20 protein-coding genes are annotated in these 23,633 nt (G+C 41.9%); 6 read left to right on the forward strand and 14 right to left on the reverse strand.

Annotated features, from left to right (window positions below):
- Window positions 1-411: 411 nt before the first annotated feature.
- Entirely contained in the window at window positions 412-882 is a 471-nt protein-coding gene (locus HWQ23_RS31305) for an N-glycosidase (protein ID WP_292837456.1), read from the reverse strand.
- A 582-nt stretch (window positions 883-1,464) separates the two neighbouring features.
- On the opposite strand from HWQ23_RS31305, the gene HWQ23_RS31310 reads away from it, so the two are divergent.
- Entirely contained in the window at window positions 1,465-2,088 is a 624-nt protein-coding gene (locus HWQ23_RS31310; protein ID WP_292837458.1) for a hypothetical protein, read from the forward strand.
- 173 nt (window positions 2,089-2,261) lie between these two features.
- On the opposite strand, the gene HWQ23_RS31315 is transcribed toward HWQ23_RS31310, so the two are convergent.
- From HWQ23_RS31315 to HWQ23_RS31325, 3 genes are all read right to left on the reverse strand, one after another.
- On the reverse strand, window positions 2,262-3,086 hold the full coding sequence (locus HWQ23_RS31315; RefSeq protein WP_292837460.1) for a restriction endonuclease: 825 nt from the start codon (window positions 3,084-3,086) through the stop codon (window positions 2,262-2,264).
- 128 nt (window positions 3,087-3,214) lie between these two features.
- A complete protein-coding gene (locus HWQ23_RS31320) occupies window positions 3,215-3,724 on the reverse strand; it encodes an SLATT domain-containing protein (RefSeq protein WP_292837462.1) in 510 nt (169 codons plus the stop codon).
- A gap of 70 nt (window positions 3,725-3,794) precedes the next feature.
- Complete coding sequence (locus HWQ23_RS31325; protein WP_292837464.1) at window positions 3,795-4,688, reverse strand: SMODS domain-containing nucleotidyltransferase; 894 nt, start codon at window positions 4,686-4,688, stop codon at window positions 3,795-3,797.
- A 737-nt stretch (window positions 4,689-5,425) separates the two neighbouring features.
- Between HWQ23_RS31325 and HWQ23_RS31330 the strand changes: the two genes are divergently transcribed.
- Window positions 5,426-5,854 carry a tudor domain-containing protein gene (locus HWQ23_RS31330; protein WP_292837466.1) on the forward strand — a complete coding sequence of 143 codons (429 nt, stop codon included), beginning with the start codon at window positions 5,426-5,428 and terminating at the stop codon, window positions 5,852-5,854.
- Between the two features lie 157 nt (window positions 5,855-6,011).
- Here HWQ23_RS31330 and HWQ23_RS31335 read toward each other — a convergent pair whose 3' ends face one another.
- The 8 genes from HWQ23_RS31335 to ruvC form a co-directional block, all read right to left on the reverse strand.
- Window positions 6,012-7,625, reverse strand: coding sequence for an iron uptake porin (locus HWQ23_RS31335; RefSeq protein WP_292837468.1), 1,614 nt, complete (start codon window positions 7,623-7,625; stop codon window positions 6,012-6,014).
- A gap of 817 nt (window positions 7,626-8,442) precedes the next feature.
- Window positions 8,443-9,843 (reverse strand): sugar porter family MFS transporter, encoded by a 1,401-nt coding sequence (locus HWQ23_RS31340; protein WP_292837470.1) that lies wholly within the window; start codon window positions 9,841-9,843, stop codon window positions 8,443-8,445.
- Window positions 9,844-10,123: 280 nt separating this feature from the next.
- Window positions 10,124-11,122: an ABC transporter permease subunit gene (locus tag HWQ23_RS31345; RefSeq protein ID WP_292837472.1), complete on the reverse strand. Its 999-nt coding sequence runs from the start codon at window positions 11,120-11,122 to the stop codon at window positions 10,124-10,126.
- A complete protein-coding gene (locus tag HWQ23_RS31350) occupies window positions 11,119-12,675 on the reverse strand; it encodes a sugar ABC transporter ATP-binding protein (RefSeq protein WP_292837474.1) in 1,557 nt (518 codons plus the stop codon). Before HWQ23_RS31350 ends, HWQ23_RS31345 begins: the two co-directional genes overlap by 4 nt.
- A 390-nt stretch (window positions 12,676-13,065) precedes the next feature.
- Window positions 13,066-14,073, reverse strand: a complete 1,008-nt coding sequence (locus tag HWQ23_RS31355) for an ABC transporter substrate-binding protein (protein ID WP_292837476.1) — start codon at window positions 14,071-14,073, stop codon at window positions 13,066-13,068.
- 693 nt (window positions 14,074-14,766) lie between these two features.
- Window positions 14,767-14,844, reverse strand: coding sequence for an inositol oxygenase family protein (locus tag HWQ23_RS33535; RefSeq protein WP_365743352.1), 78 nt, complete (start codon window positions 14,842-14,844; stop codon window positions 14,767-14,769).
- Between the two features lie 30 nt (window positions 14,845-14,874).
- The gene (locus HWQ23_RS31360) at window positions 14,875-15,360 is read right to left on the reverse strand and encodes a gluconokinase (RefSeq protein ID WP_292837511.1); all 486 of its coding nucleotides are present in this window, start codon (window positions 15,358-15,360) and stop codon (window positions 14,875-14,877) included.
- A 188-nt stretch (window positions 15,361-15,548) separates the two neighbouring features.
- Window positions 15,549-16,040 carry a crossover junction endodeoxyribonuclease RuvC gene (gene ruvC / locus HWQ23_RS31365; RefSeq protein ID WP_292837478.1) on the reverse strand — a complete coding sequence of 164 codons (492 nt, stop codon included), beginning with the start codon at window positions 16,038-16,040 and terminating at the stop codon, window positions 15,549-15,551.
- 164 nt (window positions 16,041-16,204) lie between these two features.
- Between ruvC and HWQ23_RS31370 the strand changes: the two genes are divergently transcribed.
- Window positions 16,205-17,575: a gluconeogenesis factor YvcK family protein gene (locus HWQ23_RS31370; RefSeq protein ID WP_292837480.1), complete on the forward strand. Its 1,371-nt coding sequence runs from the start codon at window positions 16,205-16,207 to the stop codon at window positions 17,573-17,575.
- Between the two features lie 54 nt (window positions 17,576-17,629).
- Entirely contained in the window at window positions 17,630-18,085 is a 456-nt protein-coding gene (gene tsaE, locus HWQ23_RS31375; RefSeq protein ID WP_292837482.1) for a tRNA (adenosine(37)-N6)-threonylcarbamoyltransferase complex ATPase subunit type 1 TsaE, read from the forward strand.
- An 877-nt stretch (window positions 18,086-18,962) separates the two neighbouring features.
- On the opposite strand, the gene HWQ23_RS31380 is transcribed toward tsaE, so the two are convergent.
- Both HWQ23_RS31380 and HWQ23_RS31385 read right to left on the reverse strand, forming a co-directional pair.
- The gene (locus tag HWQ23_RS31380) at window positions 18,963-20,138 is read right to left on the reverse strand and encodes a patatin-like phospholipase family protein (RefSeq protein ID WP_292837484.1); all 1,176 of its coding nucleotides are present in this window, start codon (window positions 20,136-20,138) and stop codon (window positions 18,963-18,965) included.
- A gap of 133 nt (window positions 20,139-20,271) precedes the next feature.
- Window positions 20,272-21,615 carry a dihydroorotase gene (locus HWQ23_RS31385; RefSeq protein ID WP_292837486.1) on the reverse strand — a complete coding sequence of 448 codons (1,344 nt, stop codon included), beginning with the start codon at window positions 21,613-21,615 and terminating at the stop codon, window positions 20,272-20,274.
- A gap of 398 nt (window positions 21,616-22,013) precedes the next feature.
- Here HWQ23_RS31385 and lepB point away from each other — a divergent pair, with 398 nt between their 5' ends.
- Together lepB and HWQ23_RS31395 are read left to right on the forward strand one after the other, a co-directional pair.
- The gene (lepB, locus tag HWQ23_RS31390; RefSeq protein ID WP_292837488.1) at window positions 22,014-22,655 is read left to right on the forward strand and encodes a signal peptidase I; all 642 of its coding nucleotides are present in this window, start codon (window positions 22,014-22,016) and stop codon (window positions 22,653-22,655) included.
- A 170-nt stretch (window positions 22,656-22,825) separates the two neighbouring features.
- Window positions 22,826-23,611 carry an MOSC domain-containing protein gene (locus tag HWQ23_RS31395; RefSeq protein WP_292837513.1) on the forward strand — a complete coding sequence of 262 codons (786 nt, stop codon included), beginning with the start codon at window positions 22,826-22,828 and terminating at the stop codon, window positions 23,609-23,611.
- The last annotated feature ends 22 nt before the right edge of the window (window positions 23,612-23,633 follow it).

Here is a 23,633-nt window from a genome sequence, read left to right on the forward strand (position 1 = left end):
GTCTAAAATTAATAAAATCTTAATCAGAGACACCCATTCATTTTATATTCTCAATCATCAAACTATTTCAGTGATATCACTCAATTGATGACTTCATGAGTACTTTAAAATAAAAATATGTTTTTATCATTTTTGCCGATTCATTCAATTAATTATAGCCTTTCCTAATAAGAATGAGGTAGAGCCTAACCTCACCCCGATAAAGCTGTGCTTTATCTCCCCTCTCCTTGGTAAAGAGAGGGGTTGGAGTAAGGTTTTGATATGTACTTCATGCACCTGAAAACCGCCATAAGATGGTTTCAAAAAAATAACTAAATTATTGGCAACTTTTTCAAATATTTTTGGCTAAAAAATTTTCCCGCTCTCTGTCTAATTACTGATTTTATGTTGAATGTAACTATTTTGATTAAACTATTCGTAAATTACCGTTAAAGATAGTAAATTACGGATTTCTTCACGTACACTCATGAGAGTTTTACCGAGATGATTTTGACCGGTTTTATTAGCACCACAGCCCCAAAAGCAATCGGTTGGGGAGTTTTCAACCAAAATCTCATTGCCTGTCTTCAAGAGAACTTCTCTAATATCAGCATGAGTGAGAAACTTTTTGAGTACAGCTTCTCGCATAATTTGAGTTTTGACCAAATCCCAGTCTCGACGTAGTTGACGAGTGCCGCATCTTCCCAAAGCGGCAGCTTCTTCTGGGGTGGCGGCGGCATGGATGAGGGGTATAATTGCCGCATCTGTGCTGCCTACAAACTTTTGCGCTTGATAATAATGTTCAACCGTTGGCCAGTAAGTATCCTGGATGTGGATACCGTGGGGAGAAAAGTTAGAAAAACAGCCATAAGGCTGCCAAACCTTATAAAAGTAAATGGTCATTTGAAAATTGCTCTTTTATATATCAACTTCAGGGTACCTGAAAGTTTTAGATTTCAAAATCCTTCATTTGTATGAAGGGTTTATAATATCAGGCAAGGCGAACGACTTATAAAGATTCTTAATAAGAATCAGGTACAACTTAACCTCACCCCGATAAAGCTGTGCTTTATCTCCCCTCTGCGTGAGTTCAAAGAGGGTTGAGAGTGAGGTTTTGATATATGCTTCATGCACCTGGGAACCCCTATAAAGATTCTTAAACTGCTACCGAGCGATCGCTCAATTTTGTAACTTCATCGGTAAGCTGAGGGTGAACCCTGTTGACCAAAAGATGTTGAGTCAAGCGTGAGGTCGCGGTTTCATTGCACCCAATCAGGCAAATGCCGCTAATCCATCTCATCGGAACGCATAGATTTCACAACAGCCCAACAGACCGCAAATATCTGCATCCTTGCATTTCGCCTCGCCCTCAGCCATGATATTCCCAGAGGATTCCTGACTGAAATTACAAAACTGTAATTCAGAAACAAGGCGGGCTGTGATTTTGAGAAGACTTAATTAGAAATATAAACTTTTGGAGATTTAATGATGAATATTCGTCGATTACTAGTCGTGACAGGGATTCCTGTTTTGGTTGGCACATTTGGTTTTATTTCACTCAATCAAGCAAATGCCCCTAATCAATTCCATCAAATTGCACAGGCGCAACTACCACCCAACCAACCACCGGACGGACAGATGCAGATGCGATTTGCAGCAGCTGCGGCGAAGTTAGGAGTTACAGAAGCACAGTTAAAGGCGGCGTTGGGAGTCCCTGCCAATTTTCCAAATCCAGGCGATCGCAATCAGCGCCCACCCCGACCTGATTTTAAAGCAGCAGCGATAAAGTTAGGAGTTACAGAAGCACAGTTAAAGGCGGCGTTGGGAGTCCCTGCCAATTTTCCAAATCCAGGCGATCGCAATCAGCGCCCACCCCGACCTGATTTTAAAGCTGCGGCGACAAAGTTAGGTGTAACAGAAGCACAGTTAAAGAATGCGTTGGGAGTTCCTGCCAATCCTCCCAATCCAGGCGATCGCAATCAGCGCCCACCTCGACCTGATTTTAAAGCTGCGGCGGCAAAGTTAGGAGTTACAGAACAACAGTTAAAAGATGCACTAGGTGTTCCGCCTCATCCTCCTGGCGTTGATCGCCCTAATCCAGCCAAATAGCTGAACATTATCTAGATTAAGGAAAAAATTAAATTATCCATTAATCGTAGTAGTGGTCTGTCAAGTTTAAGTTTTGCGATCGCAGCAGTGACAGCTAGGATGTGTGCTATTACTTAAAATTTTCTCAAGCGGAAATATAGCGATCGCTCTGGATGATCGCTTTTATGCGTAGGTTAGGGTTTTTCATCGTTATTCCATCGGTATTTTTCAATCCACCTGAGGATATCTGAACGATCATATACAGCAATCTCATCTGGCTTCAGATCAGCGAACTTCTTAGAAGCATGGCTATATTTTGAACTCGTGATAGCAATCCCACCTGTTATGTTATGTGCCTTGGCAACCCCATAAATTTCTCTTACAGTCGCTACAGAAAGTGTACGCGGCTGTTTTTGACTGCAATGCTCAGAGTCAGGATGCTTGCACTGAACTGCAAATATTAGTGGATCTATATCATCTGTTCTCAAGGCAAGGAAATCAATACCGTCGTCTTTAGTAGATCGATAAAGATCGACCTCGAAACCACGAGATACAAAAAGTTCAGCGCATAATGCCTCAAAATCCTTTTTTGAAAGATTCGATATTGCTTCAGGATTGCTTCGTATGCCGTCAATCAGACTAGCTGAACAAAATTTTGAGACTGAAATGCGCGAACCATTAACTTCTTGATGTCTTTTAAGATACCTTGCACCAAGACCAACACCAGCTTCAGTTAATTTTTCGAGAGAGTAATCATCTGGAATTCTAGTATTGAAACCAAAATGGAAATGCAAGTCATATAAGACGTTTATCTTTAATCGTGCCCAGCAAAAACGTTTTGAGTATGCATAGTCCTCCTCAGAAAATCCCTTAGGCAAATATAAAATATTTTCCTGAAGGCAATAGCGTAACGGCGATGTCTGAAATTTACGCGTTCCCTCAAGACTAAGTGGATATTGTCCACCTAACTCTAGGAAGCGATGCTCGGATTCACTAAATATGCAGCGGACTGCTCCCATAACTACTTTGTAACTTTAACTAGAAATAATGGTGTCTTGCGCTTTGCAACAACGCACCCTATAGCTCGATGCAATCGTGCTTGTTATGCTGGAGTACAACTATGTAAAAGTTTTATAACTTTTGCGTATTACTTCTTTTGGAAGTCAGGCTCAAATAATCCAGCTTTGATTCTGTTTCGTCCTTCTTCAAATGCAGCATTATCAGTTGTTTCTAATGTTTGAATTAACGAGTTGTATTTATCATGAATGCGCCTAACCTCAGCAACGAACTGCTCATGAGGCAATTCACGCCAATACGCTTCGTGTAATGCACGAGCCTCATGTCGCAATGCTGTTAAAACATTGCCAGCCTGTTTATGTGCCCCTGCTTTTCTATCTACGCCAAAGACAGATGCTAAACCTGTAATTAGTCCAGACACCGCAGCAAACGCACCAATCCAAGATGGGAAACCGATAGCAGTTAGGACACCGCTAACTGCCGCAATACAAGATGGTACAATTAGGAATAAGCGTGCTTGAAATTCCGCTTTGTTTGCCATTTGAAAATGTGCTTGTGATGTATAAAGAGAGTTTTCTTCAATAATCTTGCACTCATTAAGCAAGTGTTGAATCTGGGCTGGTGATGTATTCATTTTCATAAAAAATAAAGTAATTGGAGCGTAAGCGTAATTGACCCTAGAAAATTTGAATCTGAGACGACTGAAATCATTAGCGTAAAACTCCTATTAAGCTTGGAAAACTACTTCCGTATATTTCTATCCATTTTTGGTTTGCTGACCACTCGTAACTTTTAACTTCATTTTGTATAGCTTCTAAGGCAATATTGTAACAACGCAAAGCTTTATATTCAAATATTCCTGTTCTCATAACAAGTTTATTACTCCCTGGAGCATACCAATAACTTCGATTTTCACTTTGATCTTTGAGGTACTTCAAGAAATCTCTGGTCATCCAATCATAGTAAATAAAAGATTTATCTCTATGTTCCCAATCTTTTAAAAAGTTATGCGCCAATGTATCAATCAAAAGCCCTCCCATTGGTACATCCCAGGTATCTTTCCAAGCTCTAGCCATACGACACAAGCGTTTTAAATTATAATGAAATTGTTGATTAGCATTCCTAATTGCTTCAATTTCAGGTTTAGGATTAGTTATTCTCCACTTCCCTCCATCATTTGTATCTGGATATGTAAAGCTCCCATCTTTATTTATAAAACAAGGTACTAATTCAAAACATATCCCATCTGAGAAATTTATTTTTACAACTTGCCCATCACCTTTCATATAAGATGGATAGGTTTCCCCAATAGAGTTTTTTACTATCTGAAGAAGAGATGATTGTCCATTGCCTTTATAATTATCAAATTGTTTATAAACTGTATAAGGAAGTATAAATAGCATATCAATATCGCTTGTATGAATATCTGTATCTCTGCCATAAGAACCTACATACAAACTGTTCTGTGTCTCAGATTCACTATTCCAAAAATCCTTATTTAATTGCTTAGTAATTCTTTTATACCGATATGAGATTTTTGCAACAGAATGTGAGTCAATGAGAATATTAGAGCAAAACCTATTAAATTTATCGAAGGTACTCATTTTTTGTACTGGAGTTTAATCAGAAGACTAAAGGAGCAGATTCAGATATGGCGTAATAGTCTTGTATTATAACGCTACATCTAACATTTGCTGTGATTGTAGCTTTAGTATTAGTAGATATGTACTATCCGCAATGTAGGGATAACCGAACACACTAGAGTTGTCAGGAACGAACGCACTGCCACAGAAGTATTCAAGGCTACATTATAATTCAATTGTGTCTATCTGCTCAAACTCTGCCGTGCAGACATAAAGTGGCTTGTCGTGAGAGATCGCCTGCTGCAATTCTCTAGTTTTATATCACTACATTTATAGATAGCCTGCGTTTGGCCTTAGCATTCCAAAAAAGTAGACAAGCTTTGATAAATTAAGTCGATTTTAATAAGCAAACCCCACTTTGCTTTCTCATTTTGCCTAAATGCTTTCTCATTTCAGTGGATTCAGCAAGCAAACCCCAGTTTACTTACTCATTTCAGTAGATTCAGCAAGCAAACTCCAGTTTGTTTACTCATTTTGTCTAAATGCTTTCTCATTTCAGTAGATTCAGCAAGCAAACCCCAGTTTGCTTTCTCATTTTGTTTAAATGCTTTCTCATTTCAGTAAATCAAGCACTTATGACAACGATCGCTATGTAGCAAAAACCATTGCAAATTTGCCGGAATTCTCTCAGGCTGTTTGATACTGAAGTTATTTAACGTAAAGAATATTAACCGTATTATATTACAAGGTGTAATATTATGGCTCGTAGAAAAAGAAGCTCTCCGGTGTTACAAAAAGCAGTGCTTCGTGCAGCTGGCATCAACTCAATTGCTTCAAATTTAGATGTGGGCAATGGACTTACCCTACCTGCCTTCTCAACTCTCATAGAGACGATGCGAACTAAAGAAAATGCATACAATAGTGCCCTTTCCAACCTGGATAAGTTGTACTGTGAAATGCTCCAAACAGAGAGCGAGTTGGGAGATATGACAGAGCATATGCTGATGGGAGTTGGTACTCGATATGGCAAAAGCAGTGTAGAGTATGGCATGGCGGGAGGAGTTCCTAAGACTCAGCGCCGTAAGGGACTGCGAGGCGATTCGCCAATTCCCAGTTCACAGCAAGCGTCATTCGCTGCTAGTGTGAATGGCAACGGAAATGGAAAGAAATCAGTAGCAACAAGTTAAGGTGTGCGCGATTACTCAACGAAAATCGGCGGGAATCCCATCCCTTTAAAAAGTAGGAGGAATAAGCCACCCGCCGATTTAGTCATTAGTCATTTGTCCTTAGTCATTGGTACTAATGACTAGCACTCTATTGGCCAAGCAAACCATTCACATTCAGTTAAAAATCGAAGGTTGTGCGAATCACACCCACATACTGCGTATCATTTCTGCTGTCGTTTTCCGGGTTGAGAATCACCCAAAAACCAGGAGTCACTGAGATGTTATCATTTAGTCGGTAGCGATAGAATGCTTCGATATGATAAGCGTTGTCTCGGTCTTGACGGACATCACTGTTAGAGACACGCGGGGGTATACCAAAGAGAATTCCCGGCAAGTTACCCCTACCGCCGACATCAGGAAACGACATACCAATCGCCCCAAACCAGACATTGGCATTGTCACCACTGTTCACGAATAGAGAATCTGTTCCACCCCTACCATTGGAAATATTACTCACACCAGAGTTCTTGGCATTTGCCCAAATATATCCACCCCAAGCGTGGATTTGGAAATTCGGGGAGAAGCGATAGAATCCCTGTGCGCCTACAATATCGTTGGAAGTAGCAATGTTGTTGCCAAAGGGAGCGTTTGACAGGGTGCTACCCGTCCCAGCTGCGAGTTCGACTACTCCAGCAGGGCTATAGCCATGAGAGTAGGCAACACCAATAGCTCCTTGCTTACCGTAATAGGCTAAGTGCGCCAGGGCATTGTAGCCGCCATCAAACAAGGCGTTGCTCGCGGATGGCAGATTGGGAGTGTTTGCTAAATAGCCCAAGGTAAGAATCAAGTCTTTAGTAATGTTCCAGTTAGCGGCTGCACCGCCGCCACCTCGGCGGAATAAGGGACTGTATGACCCAAATAGTGAGGGAACCCCATTGCCGTCGTCAGCGATTGTGGGGGGAGTTACGGTGGTTGAAATGTCGGTGTAACCAATGCCTGTGGGCCCAACAACGAAGTTAAGAGAATCACTGACTGGGAAGTAGTAACGGATGTGGGGAACGAAAAGTGTATCATTGGTGTCATAATCGAAATTCAGGCGTGTCATCCCTGTGCCTGTGGCTGCGGCAATTTGGCTTGTACCATTGGAATTCGCAAAGTTGCCAAATTCTAGCCGGACTCGCAACAAATCTTTGCCTGTGAAACTGCTCTCAAAGTTGAGACGACCGCGATTTGCAAAGTAGAGACGGGATTCATCGCGATCGCCACCTACCCGATTACCAAAGCTATCACTAATAGCGGTAATAATTTGAGCATTCAGCCTGGTAGTAGTAGAAAATTGCTGTTCTTCCAGGGTTGCTGTCCGTGCTTCCAGCGTATTCACCCGCCCACGCAGAGTTGTTAATTCTGCCGCAAACTCTGTCTGCAAATTTTGCAGCACTGCCAAATCTTCTTTCTTGACTAAATCGCTAGTACCCGCAGCAATTAATTCATTCACCCGGTCTAAGCAGGCATTTAAACCAGCTGCAAACTCGTAACGACTTAAAGCACGGTTGCCGCGATAGGTTACGTCAGGATAACCTGCAATACAGCCATAGCGTTCGACTAGTGATTGCAGTGCCTGGAATGCCCAATCGCTCGGTTTAATATCAGAAAACTGGGAAACAGAATTGACTTGTCCCTGCAAATTCCTATCTCCATCTGCTGGATTAGAATCATCTTCTGGAGGTGCTGCCCAAACTGCTGGAATTGTCAAAAATAGGAGAAAAAAACTATGAAAAAGAATTTTGAACATTGACTTATTACTCGAAAATCGTTTGATTCTGACTATGTAACTAAAGAGCTTACACTCGAACCAAAGCTTCCAGGTTATGAGTTAATCAGCATTCAAGTTACATATTTTGAGTTGAGGTTTTAGGTCACTTAAATAGGACTTACGCACACTCTACGAATTCTCTCTCGCCGCTCTTCTCTAGCAGACGCTACGCGTTGGCCCAAGCCCAAGGTAGAGAAGGCGGTACGATAATTTAGGACTTACGCATTGACAAGAAATACCAAATATGAATTAAGGTTAAAAACCATATCTTTCGTAAGGGCACAGAAAAAGCTCATTGGTGTCAACTTAAGCCAAAATCCTTTTCAAACCTCGTTTCCAGCCAGAGGCTGGAAATGCTGCTCATTGCAGCTCTGCCGCAAGTCTTGAGGCGGAGCCTCTCGGAATGCATTCCCAGTCTCCGACTGGGAACGAGACAATCAGCATTCAAGTTACATATTTTGAGTTGAGGTTTTAGGTCACTTATATAGGACTTACGCACACTCTATGAATTCTCTCTCAGCGCTCTTCTCTACCAGACACTACGCGTTAGCTCAAGCTCAAGCTAGAGAAGGCGGGTCGATAAATTAAGCTTTTTAGCAATTTTTGTGTAAGTCCTGTTAAAGCGACGCTATGACTTTTGGCTCAAACTGTATTGGGTTATCAGAATTACAAATTACGCCTAGCGGTACTAGTACAGCACGGCGTAAATAAACCACCCATTCCAAATCAATGAAATGCTGACGCTGTATTCATTTTTAATTTTTAATTCCGCCTTGCGGTACTAGATGGATGCCAATTACATATCTTCTAACTCAATTCCTTTGGTTTCTTTAACAAAAAAGAGAATGAAAAATAACGAGGTAGCTGCCGCAATTGTATAAAGTCCATAGGCAGAACCTAGACCAAAATATTGCAGTATGGGAGGAAATGTTGTGGAAATGACGAAATTCGCAACCCATTGCATCGCAGCAGCAACTGAAAGTGCAGCAGTTCTAATTTTGTTATTAAACATTTCTCCCAACAGCACCCAAACCACTGGCCCCCAGGAGAAACCGAAGCAAAACACATAGAGGTTGGCTGCGATGAGAGCCACAGTACCTGCGCTTCCGGTGAGATTGGGATTCCCAGCAGCATCTAGGGGAGCAGTACCAAAAATAGAAGCCATCGTTCCTAAAGTCAAGGTCATGCCAATCGACCCTAGTATGAGCAAGGGCTTACGACCAAATTTATCTACGAAGGCGATCGCAATCAGTGTTGTAATAATATTTACGGCTCCTGTAATCACCGTGATTGTTAGGGAATCTTTTTCGGAAAACCCGACGGCACGCCACAAAACGCTGCTGTAGTAAAAGATTACATTAATACCAACAAATTGCTGTAATACAGATAAGCCTATTCCGATCCAAACAATAGGCAGGAGTCCGCCACTTCTACCCAACAGGTCAGAAAATCTAGGCTGGCGTTCTCGAAGCACTGTCTGCCGAATTTCTTCAATTTTTGGCAGCACGTCACCCCCCAAAATCTTGGTCAGAACGTTAGCAGCTTCTGGCTCTCGTCCTTTGGCAACTAAGTAACGGGGAGATTCAGGAATTGTTAAAGCCATCATCCCGTAGAATACTGCTGGCGGGACTGCTGTCCAAAACATCCAGCGCCAAGCTGCAACTCCAAACAAAAACGGCGAGTCTGCTGAACCTGCTGACACAGCGATAAAGTAGTCGCTCAATAAGGCGATGAAAATTCCCACTACGATCGCTAATTGTTGCAGAGATCCTAATCTTCCCCGCAAATGGGCGGGAGAACATTCCGCAATGTAAGCTGGGGCGATGACGCTAGCAACGCCGATTCCAATCCCACCCAATACTCGCCAAAAGATAAAATCCCAGATAGTGAAGGCCATCCCAGAGCCAATGGCACTGATAGTAAACAACGCCGAAGCGACCACCATTGCGTTGATTCGACCATAACGGTCGGCAATCTGTCCAGCAAAGAAGGCTCCTACCGCAGACCCCAGCAACGCTAGGGAAACTGCCAGCCCTGTTACCCAACTACTGGTGTTAAAAGCTTTTGCTAGAGATAAAACCGCGCCGTTGATTACAGCAGTATCAAAACCGAACAGAAAGCCGCCGAGGGCAGCAGCACCAGCAATCAAAATGACATAAAAGGTGTTGGATTTACGACGAATAGTAGTGGAAGACATAGTTTATATATTGGGGATTGGGGAGTGGGGAGTGGGGAGTGGGGAGTGGGGGGCAGGAGAGTAGAAACCAAAGGTTCATTAATGGAGTTCAAAGGTTCATTAATGGAGTTCAAAGGTTCATTAATGGAGTTCAAAGGCTCATTAATGGAGTTCAAAGACTCATTAATGGAGTTAAAAGACTCATTAATTGAGTTCCAAGACTCATTAACGGAGTTCAAAGGCTCATCCTCTATTCTCAATGCCCAATGCCCAATGCCCAATTCCCAAAGAAATTAATTCTTTACCGTCTGGAACGTCTGCGTAACCGATCAATCGTTACTGCCAAAATAATTACTAGTCCTTTGACGACTAGTTGCCAGAAGTAAGATAGGTTCAACAAGGTTAAACCGTTGTTGAGAATAGCAATAATCAATGCACCTAGAAGGGTGCCGCCAATGGTACCAATACCGCCTGTAAAGCTGGTTCCACCAAGAATAACAGATGCGATCGCATCTAATTCGTAACCTTGACCTAAGATGCCACTAGCACTATAAAGACGGCTGGAACTCATGATTCCTGCTAAACCTGCCAGTAATCCACTAATCCCATAGACGAATAGCAAGACACGGTTAACTTTAATCCCTGTTAATCTGGCTGCCCGCTCGTTACCACCGACAGCATATATCTGCACTCCTAAGACAGTTTGCCGCAACACAAACCAACTAGCGATTATAGCCAGTAGCGCAATTATCACTAGCCACGGCAGGGGGCCTAGATAATTATTACCCACCCAAGCAAAATTGATGTCCGGGTTAATCAGGGTTGTACCCTTGGCAACCAAGAAGGCCACACCCCGCAAGGCAGTCAGTGAACCCAAGGTGACAATAAAAGGTGGCACATCCAAAAAGGTGATCAGAGCGCCGTTGACTAAGCCTAAAAGCAATCCTGCTAGCAATGCAGCAGGCACAGCTGCCCAACTTAAAGCCGGCAGTAGTGATACCAGTAAGGCAACTACGGCAGAAACACCCAATATTGACCCAACTGAAAGGTCAATACCTCCGGTGAGAATCACAAAGGTCATTCCTGTCGCCAGCACAATATTGATTGATGACTGACGCAAGATATTAACGATGTTACCGACTGTGAGGAAGTTGGGAGAAAGGAATGTAAATAAGATGCAAATAATTACTAGTATTGGCAGAATACCCGCAACTTCCAATAGAGTGCTAATTGATTTGCGGTTGCCGGATGCGGGATTGTTGGCTAATTTATTCGCAGGCGGTCTGACTGTTTGACTCATGATTCTAATACCTCCGATGCTCCAGTTGCATAATGCATAATCTTTTCTTGGGTGATTTCTTTACCAACACTGCCATCCAGTTCGCCTACCAACTGGCCTTCTCGCATCACTAAGACGCGATCGCTCATGCCGACAATCTCCGCTAGTTCGCTGGAAACCATTAAAATAGCTACACCTTGCGCTGCCAATTCGCTCATAATTCGGTAAATTTCGCTTTTGGCACCGATATCTACGCCGCGTGTTGGCTCATCTAACATCAGTACTCTCGGTTTAATCGCTAACCAACGCGCTAGCAGTAGCTTCTGCTGATTACCACCAGAAAGATCCACCGCTCTAATTTCCAAATTGGCCAGGCGGATATTAAAGTTTTCCACCGCGTCTGTTGACAGCCGATTAACTGAACCCCAGTTAACAATTCCAACTTTTGCATCCTGCTTGAGTGTGTTGATAGCAATATTCTTGCGGGCGCTCATCTCCAGAAATAAACCTTGATCTTTGCGGTCTTCTGGGACGTAGCCAATTCCCGCCGCGATCGCATCACTGGGTGTATTAATTTCCAGTTTTTTACCATTCAAAAATACTTCACCACTGGCTTTGCGGTCTGCACCAAAAATCAGCCGGGATAGTTCTGTGCGTCCGGCACCAACCAGCCCCGCTAAACCAACAATTTCTCCAGCATGAACTTCAAAACTAGCCGGCTCAATCTTCTTACGCGCATCGCTCATATTTCTGACTTGCAGCACCACTGGGCCCGGATTCGTTTGCCGTTGATGTTCGTAAAAGTCTTGCATGGAGCGACCGACCATCATCTGCACCAATCGCTGTGGAGAAATTTCACTGCGTGTGAGACTGCCAATATATTGACCATCGCGCAACACACTAATCCGGTCAGCTAGGGCATAGATTTCTTCCATCCGATGGCTGATGTAAATAATCGCAATGCCGTCACGCCGCAGTTTGCGAATTACCTCAAACAAATGCTCACTTTCGCGGTCAGATAGTGCTGCTGTTGGCTCATCCATCACCAAAACGCGGCTTTTATCCTTCAACGCCCTGGCAATTTCCACTTGCTGCTGTTCTGCGATCGCTAAAGTACCAACTACAGTCTGCGCTGTAAAATTGGCTCCAAGGCTTTCCAGCACTTCCTCTGCTTCAAGTTGCATACCTTTGCGGTCTAAAAACTGACCTCGCCGCAACTCGCTACCCATAAACATATTTTCGGCAACGGTTAAATTAGGTGCAACATTCAGTTCTTGATAAATGAGATTAATACCCGATTTGCGTGCTGTGGCCGGATCAGTAATTTTCAGGGGTTGACCATTGATCAGAATTTCTCCTTCATCGGCAATGTAAGCCCCTGCCAGGATTTTCATCAATGTGCTTTTACCTGCTCCGTTTTCACCCATGAGGGCGTGAACTTCTCCCGGATAAATCGTCAGATTAACATTTTGGAGCGCAGATACACCATGAAATCGTTTTGTAATCCCTCGCATTTCTAACACCGGAGTGCTGGTTGGTGCATCAGGAAATGAATTTTCAATAGTTGTTGTCATCAGCAGAACCTATAAAAACAATTTAAAAATTGCCAGTGCTAAGTAAGTGGATCAAATTAAATATCAAACCTCACCCTGCCTCCGGCTTCCCTCTCCTTAATAAGGAGAGGGATTGAGGGTGAGGTTTGATCTTATATTTAATTACGCCTACCTACTTAGTTAGAAATTAGTCAACTTAATATCTGATGTGAAATTCAAGTTATCACAAAATCATGTTTTAGAAATTGACCATTATCTTGGGTACTTTTGAACGTCGCCTTTCGAGATTTAGAACTTTCCCAAGATACACATATATACATCATGGGGATCAGCAAAAACTCTGTCAATGCACCAAAAGACTCAACTCAGATTAGACATAATTTTTAATTCCAAATTCACAAATTTTATTATCTACCAGCCTTTTTCTGTGCTGACATTATCTTTTGTGATCAACTTAACTGGAATCAAAATGGTAGGTGACTTAGGTTTTTTCCCATTTAAGATGTCGTTACCAACCTGAACTGCTTTTTGGGCCATCCCTCGCGGATTTTGAGTAGCAGTCGCCGCATATAAACCATCTTTAGCTGCGATCGCAGTGATTGCTTCTGGCGCACCATCAACCCCTATAATAAAGAAATCTTTACGTTGTGCTTGCTTTGCTGCTAGCTCTGCACCAAGTCCACTCGGATCGTTAATCGCAAAAACAGCATCAATCTTCGGAAAGGTTGTGAGCAAATCGCTCATAACTCTGAGTCCTCCATCCCGACTACCATCTGCATTCTGGTTTTTAGAGAGGATTTTGATATTGGGATATTTGGATAATACATTTTCGCAGCCACTAACTCGCTGAATTACTGAGTCCACTGGCGGCCCGTTAACTATTACTACATTGCCTTTACCTTGGAGGCGATCGGCAATATATTTGCAACTAACTTCTCCAGCTTGGACATTATTAGTAGTAATGGTGGCATCTACACCTCCTTCAGCACCTGTATCTACGGCAATGATAATTCTACCTGCTCGTTTCGCGTTTTCAACTATTGGTCTAATTCCCCTTTTATCAGCAGCATTCAAAACAATGATGTCAGCATTTGCACCAGTAAAATTTTCAATTTGATTGGCTTGTTGGTTGAGATCATAGGCACTGGAAGCTACAATAACGGTGACATCTTTTCCGCCAATTCTCTTCGCTTCTGCCTCAACTGCTTGTCCCATAACGACGAAGAAAGGGTTACTTAGATCGCCAACGGTGAAGCCAACCGCTCGTAATTTTTTATTCCCAGTGGCAATTTTAGTTTCTGCACTAGTATTGGTAGCGGTGTTAGTAGTATTAGTAGCAGTGTTGTCATTTTGAGCGCCATTTCTACAACCAAAAACCGCGAAACCTAATATGCCAACTATGAGTGCAATTCTCTTCATATTCATCTATTTCTAACAACTGATTTAAATTTTAAAAAGTAAGTAGAATATAAAATTGCCAAGTTATCACAATATGAGCTAAGTCGGAAAACTTCAGATATCACCTAGCAGTACTGCTGATTTTGGCAATTCCAACTCTTCTCAAAGCTCTTATAATTTGACGTGATTTGAGTTAGCGCTATTAATTGTCCTAAATTAGATGTTTTGTTTTCTCAAGCAATAGTAGGAACACTACACTACGTCAAAAATTCACATTTTTTGGTGATAATACATTTGAAAGTGCGTGGATTAAAACAGCTTTTAACTAAAATTAGTAAAACCTGATATTATCAATGTGAATTTGTATTCTGTTTTACATTAATTTTAGTTTAACCTGCATTATTCCAAATATGATCCCCGTTTATCGAACTTTACAAAGTCAAGCAAACTATCACATCTCAATGTAGTTTAAACTTTTCCTCCTGGAGTCTTTGGTAAAGTTAAGTAGTTTTCAGCTTAGGTAAAGTTTAAAAAACTTAACATATTTCACTCAAGTTTAATTTAGAAAAGTTAATACCGTAGCAGGGAAATGTTTACTTTTATATCATCTTTTAGGGGTAGAAACTTATAGCCCATTACCATATATTAAAATCCTGTTGGCTTATTTTCAGAGTTGACTATAATATGCTTGTCAACTGCGCTTATTTGTGATCATCAGTAAGGCTTTAATTTTTGCGAATCTGGAGGATTAGGGTTCTTTGAATACAAATCGTAGGGATTAAATAACTTCACCGATTTAAACTTGTGGTTGTAACCAATAAGCTAAATTCCCAAAGCCGTTCTAATGTTTTGGACAATTACCTGGGGTGGCTGTGCAACATCCATAGATATGGTATTTAATGGTTCTTCAAGAGTATCAAACTGGCTGTTGAGGAGTTTTTCGCTCATATAATGATTCTGACGCTCTTGCAGCCGCATTTGAATCAACTCATAAGACCCTTTGAGGTAAACTAGCTTGATGCGAACGCTATCCAATACCAGAAATTGCCGATAGCTATCTTTGAGGGCTGAACACGCCAGCACCACATTTTTATTTTCTTGCAGCCAGTGTTTTATGGCTGTTTGCAAATCTTGTAACCAAGGCATCCTGTCAGCTTCACTTAGAGGGATACCGCGCCGCATTTTCTCAACATTTTCTGGCGAGTGGAAAGCATCAGCGTCGCTAAACTCCCAGTCTAACGAGTCTGCTAGCAGTTTTCCGATGGTACTTTTGCCAGAACCCGATACACCCATTACCAGAATAATCATCGACTGCTTAATCATATTTTTCTATTTCACTCAGTAGCGATAGACGATCGCTTAGGTGCTAGATTAACCGTAGAGCATCTAATAAGGCTGGGACAGATCAGTATTGGTTATCTGGGTGTAGGCGATTATCGTTCGAGTGACAACTAATTTTTAAACTAATGTAGAAGAACAATAAAGTTCTACAATACCTATAGCTGATAAGAAGCAGTCAATGCTACCGCCAAAGCATCCGCAGCATCATCCGGCTTGGGAATTTCATCTAAATCCAACTCCCGCGCCACCGCCTCTTGCACTTCTGACTTATCAGCATTGCCATAGCCTGTTAAAGCTTGCTTAATTTGAGCAGGAGTAAACTCTACGTAGGGAAGACGACGCTGGCCCAACACCAAAATGAGTACACCCCGCGCCTGTGCAACCACGATTGTATTTGCCATCCGATAGAAGAATAATTTTTCGATCGCCACCAAATCCGGTTGCAACTCCTCCATCAGGGTGTGTAAATCATCAAACAAGGTACATAGGCGCTGCCCCATTTCTACACCTGCTGATGTTCTGATTACCCCAAAATCCAGCATATTTACTGTCGTCTCTTGTACCTTGTTGGAAATTTGTGTGCAGTTAATTGCCCCAAATCCTAAAATTGCCAGTCCTGGATCTAATCCTAAAATTCGTTTTTCCATTAAATTTACTTTTACCAAGCCAGGGTATTGTTTAACTAGGAATACTGGCAATCTTCACGACTTGCTCTTAGTTGACAAATATAATAGTTCCACGCCTGGTGTTTTAAACCAAGTGGTGTACATTTTCTGTTAATTATTATTTGTAGCACTGCTCCAAATCAGGTATGTCAATTGCTTTTCTCAAACAAGCCCTCAACGCCCTGCAAAAGCAGTCGCGCTCTCGTACTTCCTATCGGGTTAACCAGTGGTTCAAATGGTTATCCCCTGGACTATCGGTAAAACGTTGGTTGTTGATCAGTGTTGGAGGTGTACTGCTGGCGAGTTTGGGATTAGCTATCTGGATTAAGCTGACCCCAATTTTTTGGATGATCGAGTTGGTTAGGGGTTTCTTGGGAGTAATCAGCAACCTGTTACCCAACTATATCAGTGGGCCTTTGGTGCTGCTTGGCGGCTTACTGTTAGTGCTTTGGGGGCAAACTCGCACTGTAGGCTCAATTACTAAGGTACTAAGAGCAGAAGGCGGAGAGGAACTCATTGATGTCTTGCTGGCCCATCGTCGATTGTACCGAGGCCCGAAAATAGTAGTAATTGGTGGTGGTACGGGACTTTCTACGTTGTTGAGGGGACTGAAAACCTACAGCGCTAATATTACTGCGATCGTCACTGTCGCCGATGATGGTGGATCTTCTGGGCGGTTGCGTGAAGAATTTGGAGTGCTACCACCAGGGGATATTCGCAATTGTTTGGCTGCACTAGCTGATGAAGAAAAGCTATTAACAGAATTGTTTCAATACCGTTTTCGGGCTGGAGATGGGTTAACGGGTCACAGTTTTGGCAATTTGTTTTTAACGGCAATGAGTGATATTACTGGAGATTTAGAACAAGCAGTTGCAGCCAGTTCCAAAGTGCTAGCGGTACGCGGACAAGTACTACCAGCAACTCTCAGTGATGTTCGCCTCTGGGCAGAATTAGCTGATGGCCGCCGCATTAATGGGGAGTCTAGCATTCCCAAAGCTGGCGGTAAAATTGTCAAAATTGGCTGTATTCCAGCTAATCCTCCGGCGGTGCCAGCAGCTATTAAGGCACTTAAAGAAGCTGATTACATCATTATTGGCCCAGGTAGCCTTTATACTAGCCTGATTCCTAACTTATTAGTACCAGAAATTGCCGATGCGATCGCTCAAACAGATGCTCCTCGTATTTATATCTGCAATATCATGACTCAACCAGGAGAAACTGAAGACTATACTGTTGCCGACCACATCAGAGCAATTGATGCTGCTTGTGGGGAAAGACGGCTATTTGATGCTGTGCTAATACACAACAAATCCCCCTCGGAGCAATCACTCACGCGCTACGCCCAACAAAACTCCCATCCCGTTTTCCTGGATAGAGAAGCCGTAACTCAGTTAGGGCGAAGGATTGTTCCAGCTAATGTTTTGTATGAAGATGAAACGGGTTTTGTACGTCACAATCCGCAGAAACTAGCACGAGTTTTGTTACGGTGGTACAGTAGAGTTCATCATGGAAAATGAAAATTAGTTATTAGTCCTTTGTTTAGACTAATAACTAATGACTAATGACTAATTATGAAAATTTTTCTTGCAGATACAGAGGCGACGCTACGCTTAGGTATTACTCTTGGTGAATCCCTGACTCCTGGCAGTGTAATTTTACTAGAAGGTGATTTAGGTGCTGGTAAAACTACCTTAGTTCAAGGTATTGGCAAGGGTTTGGGAATCGCTGAATCCATTGTTAGTCCGACTTTCACGCTGATTAATGAGTACACGGAAGCACGCCTCCCCCTTTACCATCTAGATTTATATCGCTTAGAACCACAAGAAGTTGCAGCCCTAAATTTAGAAAGTTACTGGGAAGGTGTTGAAGTAATACCAGGAATTGTGGCAGTTGAATGGGCAGAACGATTGCCCTACAAACCAGATAGTTATCTGAGTGTGAGTTTGACTTATGGGCATGGGGGCACTCGTCAAGTCGAACTCATACCATTCAATTGTGCCATTAGCGAAGTCATTACCGCGATTTAATTTCTTGAACACTATACGAGAAAATTTGTGCAAATAGTCGAGGGAGAACTCCACACTCGTTCTATCTGCCACTACCACGCTCACCACTGTAAATTACTAACATTGTTATATCAACCTAAAATAAACGGAAAAATTTTGTAACAGCAGCTTTGTTGCTGCAATAATCAGTTAAAAAACTGATTTAGATGGTGTATGAATTAAGAAAATCTAAACTGTTGTTGAGTTAAATGAGAATTTTCACAAAACTTAGTCAGCTTGGTTTAACCCGATTGCTTCTCTACTGTCATTAAGAGAACTAATCTGGATTATTTAGCAGCCAAAGCTAGTAGAGGAAACTTAAACAACATCAAGTTCTGTAGAAGCTGTCTAACTTTTCCTTATACTCAATATACTCAAGCTAACGTCATAATGTATACACAGAAAATACTGAATTATCAAATATTTAAAAATTATTAATTTAAGTAATTTTAAATAGCAATAAATTATTTTATTCACATCTGTAATTAACACTGATATTAATAAAGCTTTAAATAAAACATTTCGTATTTCTAGGATAACTATGTAGAAATACGAGATGTTTTATCCTATAGGAATTGGATTTGATTACTGGATTTACTTACGTAGGTAGGGAACTCTTAACCCAATATGGTTCACTTAAGAAAACTGTAGGTTGGGTAGAACGAAGTGAAACCCAACAAAGTCACGGGAGTGTTGGGTTTCGTTCCTCAACCCAACCTACGTAGAAGTTGAGTTTTAGGCTTAACTGAACTGTATTGACTCTTAACCGGGAAGAAGGGAATAGATGTGTACTGAGTTTTTCAACAATCAAATATGAGTCCTATATATTAGTTGACATAAATATGCCTACGTGGATGCACTAGTTATCTCTAACGAAAGAGGCGATCGCCTCTTTGATCGGAGAACCGTAGTCGTCTCTGGTATAGTACGTAAGACCTTTATCAATGAACGCAGAGGTAGTATCTATTAACTGCTGAAGAACCTCCGAACTAGTGTTATCTATTTCTTCACTGACCTTTTCCCCTGTAAATCGGTTTTTTCGATCTTCTGGAGGTAATACAATGCGAGAATCTTTATAAGTCTCTTTTGGCTTGGGTTTAAATGTCTCATTTAAGTCAAACTGAAGACGTAAATAACGTTTAGAATCGTATCCACCCATAATTTGTCGGCAAATTGTACTACCAATCTCAGATGTAGGTTCCATAAAGATATTAGTCAAATTTTTTGCCCAGTCGAAGCCTCTCCATTTGCTTATTTGCTCATATTGATATGGTTCACCAGTTTGACCTGTGCCAATAGAAAGAATAGAAATATCTTCCGATCGCAGATTCTCCACTTTATATTTTTGCTTGATTGTTGGAGAAACTGAAGACTGACTGATCCTCATAACTAGACTCAAAGCTGCGAGAGAGGGGTTATTAGCAGAAACTCCTCCATCAATGTGTGGGAATTCCCAATTACCAAATTTTTCTTTATCTACAGGTTCTAATTTATATGGTGGAAAAAAAGTGGGAGCAGAGGCAGAAGCCGTACATATCTCCCATAAATAACAGTCATCGTACCATCTGTCTCCTAGATCAGGATGACAATTTGTAAAAAAGGTTGTATTCCGATATAGGGTATCGTAAGCAAGAATCAAAATAATCGGTTTTTCAATATCCTTTATTCTTGTAGATTTATACGCATCTTTGAGGACGCTAATAATTCCATCATGAGAATATTTAGGTGGTGAAAGTACATTCAAAATGGATTTTATGATCGGCGGGAAGTTTTTGTAGCGGTCTTTTCTATCCGACGGGAATATATCTTTTCCCCGATCTCTATACAGTTTAATTAGTTCATCACTATCCTTTCCAACAGCAATCCCTCCTGTTAATATTGAACCAGTAGAAGTACCAGCAACCACGTCAAAGTATTCGTGTAAAAAGTTTCCTTTACCCTGATTTCTAATTTCTTGTTCTACTTGTTGAAGTATTCGGGCTGCAATGACTCCACGAATACCGCCACCGTCTAAAGCCAAAATTTTGAAGGACATAGCAATTCTCCTTGATTATTTCTTTTGATGTATAACTATTTGTTTATTACGTAAGGGACTGACAACAAATAAATTACTACTACTTGTGGGGTATTTTTTTATTTGTCAGTCCCTAAGCCTAAATAAATATTTGCTACAAGAAAGTTAAAGCTTGACCCCGCACTTGCGTATTTACCTGGCCTTTGTCATAAACTATCTCACCGCCGACAATGGTGGTTGTAGCCCAGCCGGTGAGGTTCCAGCCTTCAAAGGGACTCCAACGGCATTTGGTTAAAAGTTCCTCGCGCCGGACTGGACGGTATGTGTTTAAATCTACAAGCACTAAATCGGCATCATAACCAGGTGCGATCGCTCCTTTATTGGGAATACCATAAGCTACAGCTACAGCTTTAGACATCCAGTTAACAACTTGAGCAACAGTACACTTTCCCTGCATCGCCGCAGTTAACATCAAAGCTAGGGAAGTTTCCACTCCAGGCATTCCCGAAGGACTATTGGGGTATTCTTGAGCTTTTTCTTCTAAGGTGTGTGGCGCGTGATCTGTCGCGATGAAATCAATCACGCCATCGCGCAAAGCTTGCCAGAGAACTTCGTTATCGTGGGGCGATCGCAAAGGTGGATTCATCTGTGCTAAAGTACCAATCTGCTGATAAGCGCTAGTATTCAACAACAAATGCTGTGGCGTTACCTCTGCTGTCACCCAACTAGGTTTCTCCTGACGCAGCAAATCTGCTTCTTCGGCAGTTGACATGTGCAGAATATGCAGACGACGTTGATATTTTCGAGAAAGTTTTAATGCCAGTTGAGTTGCTGTCAATGCCGCTTGATTATCTTGAATTTGCGAGTGAACGGCTGGATCGTGAATATTGGCAAATTCTTGGCGGCGTTGGTTAATTCTAGCTTGGTCTTCGGCATGAACGGCAATCAAGCGAGCCTGCTTCGCAGGAGCTTCGCTAACGCCTTTGGCAAATATCGCAGAGAGTGCTGTTTCCCCATCAACCAGCAATTGACCATGCATCAACCCCATAAAAATTTTAATTCCCGGTGTTGGCTTTGCCAGAAGCAAATCTGGTAGATTCTCTGCTGTTGCCCCAATAAAAAAGCCATAATTAACCAAGCACTTCTGGGAGGCACGGTCTAACTTGTCGTCTAAAGCCTGCTGTGTCGTTGTTAGGGGGCGCGTATTGGGCATTTCTAAAAAGGAAGTGACTCCGCCTTTAGCACAGGCACAACTGGCGGTGAATAAATCTTCCTTGTGTTCTAGTCCAGGTTCCCGGAAATGCACCTGCGGATCAATAACTCCTGGCAACAAAGTTAACCCTTCTGCGTCAACTTCAGTGGCTAGTGCCGTTTGGGAGATTTCTGGCGCAACTTCGACGATTTGGCGATCGCGCGTCAACACATCCCCAATGATCAGTTCACCATTGGGTAAGATTATCTGAGCGCGGCGAATCAGTAAAATTTTTGGAGATGACATAGCGGTAAAAAATTTAAAATTCAAAATGGGGAAACGCAATCTTGGCAAGCATCCTGGCTATCGGCTCAATCTAAATTCAAACAAGGGGAGCTTATGTGTTACAGAGAACTATGCTTTTAGGTTAAACTGAGTCGCGATCGGAGTAACCAATTTTTGCCGCGACTAAAAAAAAGTTTATTTTTAATTTATGTTGGGGATTTGAGATTGGTTTCGCCCACCAGAGGTGAGCCATGACCCAGAAGAAACACCCCCAATCCAAAATCTTAAATCCACAATCTCAAATTGGTATTCAAGATGCGAACATGACTAGGAAATTAAAGTTTTCCCGTTAAGATTAACAGATAAAGTCTCACTAGGCGAGTTAATTACCTACATCTTTCCTTCAGTTAAGTAATTTCATGCATAATCAAGTGTCTGATAACAATTCTAGTCAACAACCTGATAATTCCTGGATCGCAGAGCTAGGTAGAACGATTGTATTGAGCATTGTTCTAGCTCTGGGAATTCGTACCTTTGTTGCTGAAGCACGCTGGATTCCTTCTGGATCGATGGAACCGACTCTGCATGGTACGCCAAACCAGTGGGAGGCAGACAAAATCATTGTCGATAAATTGAAGTATAAATTTGCTAACCCACAACGGGGAGATATTGTAGTATTTTCACCAACGAAAGAACTACAAAAAGAACAATACCAAGATGCTTTTATCAAACGTGTAATTGGCTTACCTGGTGAAAAAGTACAACTTAAGGATGGCAAAGTCTATATCAACAACAAATCCCTTCCAGAATCTAATTACCTAAGTTCTGGGCAGAGCACAGTCATTGATGTTTGCCAATCAGGGCCACAGCCACCTTTTTTGGCAAAACCCCAGACTATACCAGCCGATTCATATTTAGTACTAGGTGACAATCGTAACAACAGTTATGATGGCCGCTGCTGGGGTCTTGTCCCCCGCCAGAATATTATTGGACGTGCTATAGTTCGCTTCTGGCCTCTAAATCATATTGGCACAATAGATAAATCGCCACTATATCCATAATTAACAATATTGCTCAAATGGATAAGTGACAAAAGAATTTGAGATTTTAGATGGGGACTGCTAAATCACCAATCTTTAATCCAAAATCCCTTCGGGTTCAGCAGTCGCTCATGAGGGAAACCCCCAAGACCGCGCTGCTTCACCGAAATCTAAAATCCAAAATTGCTATGATGCCTTACCTAGCAAAGATTTTACTCTATCCAGTTAAGTCACTCGATGGTGTTGAAGTTGAGAACGCTACAGTTCTTGCCAGTGGCGCACTACAGCATGACCGCGAGTTTGCCATTTTTGACAAACTGAATAAATTTGTCAATGGCAAGCGTCATGCTAAAATCCATTTACTAAGGGCGCAATTTGCACTCTTAAATAGAACTATCTCGTTGCAAATCCCAGGCAGCGACTTACAACAAATTTTTCATCTGGATGAGCAACGGCAAGCATTAGAAGCAGCTTTGAGTAATTTTTTTGAGTTTGCTGTCACATTGGGACAAAACTCTGTGATCGGTTTTCCTGACGATACACACTCACTTGGCCCAACGGTAATTAGTACGGCAACCTTGGCAGAAGTAGCTTCTTGGTTTCCCGGTTTAAGTGTAGATGAAATGCGCCGTCGGATGCGTGCCAACATTGAGATTGATGGTGTACCAGCATTTTGGGAAGATCAGCTATTTAGTGAACAAGGTGATTTTGTTTCCTTTCGAGTCGGAGATGTGGATTTTTTTGGAGTTAATCCATGTCAGCGTTGTATAGTCCCAACACGCGATTCTTACTTAGGGAAAGCTTACCCAAACTTTCAAAAAATCTTTGCAACCCAGCGACAAGCAACTCTGCCAAATTGGGTTGCTTCATCGCCTTTTAATCACTTTTACAGATTGAGTGTCAATACCCAATTACCCCCATCGTCAGCCGGAAAAATTTTACAACTTGGCGATGAGGTTGACATGCTTCCCCAATAAAATTAACATTTCTTTAAAATAA

Origin of the sequence: Nostoc sp. JL33 (assembly GCF_017114985.1) — a bacterium.
Taxonomy (GTDB): Bacteria; Cyanobacteriota; Cyanobacteriia; order Cyanobacteriales; family Nostocaceae; genus Nostoc.